Annotated in this window: 6 protein-coding genes; 1 reads left to right on the top strand and 5 read right to left on the bottom strand. The window is 67.0% G+C overall.

Annotated elements, in window-relative coordinates; all coding sequences use genetic code 11:
- On the top strand, positions 1-374 hold a 374-nt coding region (locus V7Q39_RS19455), incomplete at its 5' end, for a hypothetical protein (protein WP_333818265.1).
- Between the two features lie 51 nt (positions 375-425).
- Here V7Q39_RS19455 and V7Q39_RS19450 read toward each other — a convergent pair.
- The 5 genes from V7Q39_RS19450 to V7Q39_RS19430 form a co-directional block, all read right to left on the bottom strand.
- Positions 426-1022, bottom strand: coding sequence for a GNAT family N-acetyltransferase (locus V7Q39_RS19450; protein ID WP_333818264.1), 597 nt, complete (start codon positions 1020-1022; stop codon positions 426-428).
- The gene (locus V7Q39_RS19445; RefSeq protein ID WP_333818263.1) at positions 1019-1429 is read right to left on the bottom strand and encodes a ketosteroid isomerase-related protein; all 411 of its coding nucleotides are present in this window, start codon (positions 1427-1429) and stop codon (positions 1019-1021) included. Before V7Q39_RS19445 ends, V7Q39_RS19450 begins: the two co-directional genes overlap by 4 nt.
- A gap of 314 nt (positions 1430-1743) precedes the next feature.
- Entirely contained in the window at positions 1744-2079 is a 336-nt protein-coding gene (locus tag V7Q39_RS19440) for a hypothetical protein (protein WP_333818262.1), read from the bottom strand.
- A 2-nt stretch (positions 2080-2081) separates the two neighbouring features.
- Positions 2082-3008, bottom strand: a complete 927-nt coding sequence (locus V7Q39_RS19435; protein ID WP_333818261.1) for a DnaJ C-terminal domain-containing protein — start codon at positions 3006-3008, stop codon at positions 2082-2084.
- A gap of 100 nt (positions 3009-3108) precedes the next feature.
- A partial coding sequence (locus V7Q39_RS19430) for an ATP-binding protein (RefSeq protein WP_333818260.1) occupies positions 3109-4409 on the bottom strand: 1301 nt, incomplete at its 5' end.

The raw sequence follows: 4409 nt of genomic DNA, 5'->3' as shown, positions 1-4409 counted from the left end.
CGATCTTTGCCGGGCTGGGGCTGGACCCGATCCTGAACATGTTCACCTGGATCAGTCAGATCGGCACCTTGGGGGTGATCGGGATGATGGGCATCACCTCGCTGTCGGTGATCGTCTTCTTCTCGAAACAGGGCGGCGGATCGCCCTTGTCGACGAAGATCCTGCCCACGATCGCCGGGCTGATCATGGCGGCGCTTTTCGTCTATATCTTCATCAACTACGGCGACCTGACCGGAACCACCGGCGGCAACCTCAGCTGGCTTCTGCCTTCGTTGATCCCGGCGGCTGGCGTGATCGGCTTCCTACTCGCGCAGCGGCTGAAGTCGGCGGACCCGGCGCGCTTTGCGAAGATGGGGACAAGCCTGGCCGAGTGATCGGCCTGCACAGTATGGGCCGGTCCGGGGTATCCGGGCCGGCCTTCCCGTTCAAAGCTCCCGCATCCAGAACTGGAGCGGCTTCTCCGTCTCGATCGTGTCGCCCAGGTCCTTCCAGCTGAACCGGGCCACCACCCCCGGCAGGGTCCGATAGCCGCGCCCGCGCCAGAAGGTATCGTTGGTGCGCGAGATCGCAGGTCGGGCCGGATGGTCGTTCGCCCGGATGACCGAACAGAAGGCGACATGGGTCCGGCCCAATGCCCGGGCATGAGCCTCGCGCAGGTCGATGAAACGGTGGCCGAGGCCGAGGCCGCGGTAGGGTCGCAGCAGCACCGATTCCGCCCCGTAGAGGATCTTTTCCGGCGCGATCCCCAGGTCGCGGAACGGCGCCGCAAACTCTGGCGCGTGGTCCTCCATCGGGGTCGAGGTCGAGGCGCCGATCAACTGGCCGTCGTGGAAGGCGCCCACCAGAAGCGCGCCGGGGTTGTCGCGATAGGTGGCCAGGTATTCCCGCTCATATTCCAGCGAGCCGTCGTAGAGATAGGGCCAGTCCCGGAACACCGTGATCCGCAGCCGGGCGACGCCATCCAGGGCGGCCTCCAGATCGGGGCCTTTCAGGGCCCGGACGTCGATGTCTTCGATATTCATCGGCTGACCTGTGCGATCCAGTCGTTCAGGTTGTAGAAGGTGGTGATGCGGGAGATGAGGCCGTCGCGTACCTCGAAGAACCCCCCGGCGGGGAGGATGTAGGTCTGGCCCTTCGCCTCCGGCAGGCCGGGGTCGGTCTTCAGATATTCCCCATGGACCACGAACTCCGCCGCCCCGCGGGTTCCGTCATCGATCGCGAAGATCGTGAGGTCGCGCAGCTGCTCGCGGTAGCTGACCCCCATATGGCCGCAGAACTCCCGGAACTTCGCCTTGCCCAGCCGGTGGCCGCCCTCGTTCACCCGGTGCTCGATATCCTCGGTCAGGCAGGCGAGCATCCCTTCGGGGTCGGCGGCATTGAAGGCGTCGTAGTAGCGGCGGATCAGGGCGAGGGTCTCGGTGCGGGGCATGGGCGTCTCCTTCTCCGGCGGGAGAGTAGCGGGCCGGGGTAGGCTTTCCAAGCCGGAGGGGACGGGTTGCGGGCGGAAAGCGACCCTCTGGGTGCCCGCGCGCGGGCAGGTGGGGCGAGCCAAGGGATTCCAATGGGTTGGGTGTGGGCGTTAGGGTGGTGTTAAGAATTGAAGCGAGACCGGGTTTCCGGCCTGTCAGCACCTTCGCGATTGTGGCATTTGCCTTCGTCAGACGGATCCGGCCGGAGTTTCCGATGATGACCTCGCGGGCGGAAAGCGGCCAACCGGCCGCACCCTCGCCACCCCGCACCAGCTTACCCCCGCGCGCCCCGGATACTGTGGTGGATACGGCTGCGGACCTCGTCTGGTTCGGCGGCAACGGCGCGCATCAGGGCGCGCATGTCGCCCCGCATCGAGTTGAGCTGGTCGATCAACCCCATCACCATCTTCAGCGACTCTTCGGGAAGGCCATAGTTTTCGGCCAGATCGCACAGCAACTGGAGCCGTGCGACATCTGTCTCGCGGAAGCCGGGGCCGTCGGGTGTCACCACCGGCGCGACGATGCTGGCGCTTAGGAAGGCGGTCAACCGCGGTTCGGTCAGGTCGTCGATCAGGGCCACGACTTCGGTCGAACTGTAGTAGCGGGCCATCTTCAGCTCCCGTATTTCATGTCGGCGCGCGGGTCGTAGTCATGCGACTTGCGCCAGGTTTCCATGAAGGCCTCAAGCTCGGGGTCCACCTTCGGCGGCATGACCACCTTCAGCTCGACCTGCTGGTCGCCGCCGTTGATGCCGCGCCCGCGCAGGCGCAGCTTCTGGCCGGTGGTGGCGCCCTTCGGGATCGTCAGGTTGACCGGGCCGTCAATGGTGGGGGTGGCGACCTTGCCGCCCAGCACCGCCTCGGCAAGGCTGATCGGCAGGGTCAGGAAAATGTCGTCGCCCTCGCGGCGGAACATCGGGTCGGGTGCGACGGCGAGCGTGAGGTAGGCGTCGCCGGGGCCGCCCTTGCCGAAACCCGGCCCGCCCTTTTCCTTCAGCCGGATGGTCTGGCCGTCCTGCGCGCCCTTGGGGATCGCCACTTCGAGGTCGCTGCCGTCGGGCAGGGTGATCCGGGTCTTGCCGCCCTTCGCGGCGGTCATGAAATCCACTTGCAGGGTGAAGCGGTGATCCTGCCCGCGCATGTGGAAGTCGCGCGACTGGCCGTCTTGCCGGAACCCTTCCTGCCCGGCGCTGCGGCGGCCGAACAGGTCGGAGAAGACATCCCCCAGGTCGGCGTCGGAGTCGAAGCCGTAGCTGCGGGCATAGGGATTGTCGGCGGCCTCGGCATGGTCGCGGTAGTAGCGGCGCTGCGGGCGTTCCTGGCCCTGTTCGTCGATCTCGCCCGCATCGAAGCGGCGGCGCTGTTCGGGATCCTTCAGCAGATCATAGGCGGCGGAGGCGGCCTTGAACCGTTCGGCCGCCGCCGGGTCGGGGTTGAGATCGGGGTGATCGGCCTTGGCGATCTTGCGATAGGCGGCCTTCAGCTCGGCCTCTGTGGCCGTCTTCTTCACCCCGAGGGCGGCATAGGGATCGCCCGCCATTCACCCACTCCGCCCGTTCAATCGCGCATCAGCAAGGAGGATAGCGGAGAGCGCGGCATGCACAAGGGCGCAGGACAGACGTGAGTGGGATGCGGCAGGGTCACCCCTGCAACGTCCGCACCCCATACCCCTCGCCCCGCGCCTTCATCGCGGCCACCGCGGCCACTGACGCCGCCGCCGTCGTGAAATACGGAATCTTGTCCATCAGCGCGACGCGGCGGATATCGCGCGAGTCGCTGACGGCCTGCGTCCCGTCTGTGGTGTTCATCACCAGCGCGATCTCGTCGTTCTTCAGCCGGTCGACGATGTTCGGTCGGCCTTCGTAGACCTTGGCGACGGGCTCGGCCTTCACGTCGTTCTGGGCAAGCCACTGGGCCGTGCCCTTGGTCGCGACGATCTGGAAACCCATCGCGATGAGGTCCTTCGCCGCGGCGGCGAGGGCCGGGGTCTTGTCCATGTCCTTGACCGACAGGAAGGCGCGGCCCTCGGTGGGCAGGATGGTGCCGGCGCCCATCTGGGCCTTGAGGAAGGCGAGCGCGAAGGTGCGGTCCCATCCCATCACCTCGCCCGTGCTGCGCATTTCCGGCCCGAGCATCGGGTCGACGCCGGGGAAGCGGGCGAAGGGGAGGACGGCTTCCTTGACGCTGAACCAGGGGGTGTTCGGATCGGCCAGGGTCAGCGGGTCGGCCAGCGGCAGAGGGCTGTCGGGGCCGACGCCCTGCGGATAGGGGGCGCGGGCGGGGAAGGTGGAGAGCGGCTCGCCCGCCATCAGCCGGGCGGCGATGGAGGCGATGGCAGAGTCGGTGGCCTTGGCGACGAAGGGCACGGTGCGGCTGGCGCGCGGGTTCACTTCCAGGACGTAGATGGTGCCGTCCTTGATCGCGAACTGCACGTTCATCAACCCGACGACGTTCAGCGCGCGGGCCATGGTGACGGTCTGGCGCTTCAGCTCCTCGACGGTTTCGGGCGACAGCTGGTGCGGCGGCAGGCAGCAGGCCGAATCGCCGGAATGGACCCCGGCCTCCTCGATATGTTCCATGATTCCGGCGACATGGACGGATTTACCGTCGCTTAACGCATCCACGTCAACCTCGACGGCACCGGAGAGGTAGCTGTCGAGCAGGACGGGGCTGTCCCCGGAAACCTGGACGGCGGTGGAGATGTAGCGGTCGAGCTGGTCGTCGGAGCGGACGATTTCCATCGCGCGGCCGCCGAGGACGAAGGAGGGGCGGATGACCAGCGGATAGCCGACATCTTTCGCGACGGCGAAGGCTTCGTCGCGGCTGCGGGCGGTGCCGTTGTGCGGCTGCTTCAGATTCAGGCCCTGCAACAGGCGCTGGAAGCGTTCGCGGTCTTCGGCAAGGTCGATGGCGTCGGGCGTGGTGCCGAGGATCGGGATGC

It is taken from the genome of Tabrizicola sp. (assembly GCF_036781545.1).
Classification (GTDB): Bacteria; Pseudomonadota; Alphaproteobacteria; order Rhodobacterales; family Rhodobacteraceae; genus Tabrizicola.
Note: the sequence above shows the minus strand (reverse complement) of the source record. Positions and strands in the feature narration are given on the sequence as shown.

Bases quoted from the DNA above. Each gene is read 5' to 3' on its own strand.
- V7Q39_RS19450 (WP_333818264.1), bottom strand. From the start codon at position 1,022: ATGAATATCGAAGACATCGACGTCCGGGCCCTGAAAGGCCCCGATCTG.
- V7Q39_RS19445 (WP_333818263.1), bottom strand. From the start codon at position 1,429: ATGCCCCGCACCGAGACCCTCGCCCTGATCCGCCGCTACTACGACGCC.
- V7Q39_RS19440 (WP_333818262.1), bottom strand. From the start codon at position 2,079: ATGGCCCGCTACTACAGTTCGACCGAAGTCGTGGCCCTGATCGACGAC.
- V7Q39_RS19435 (WP_333818261.1), bottom strand. From the start codon at position 3,008: ATGGCGGGCGATCCCTATGCCGCCCTCGGGGTGAAGAAGACGGCCACA.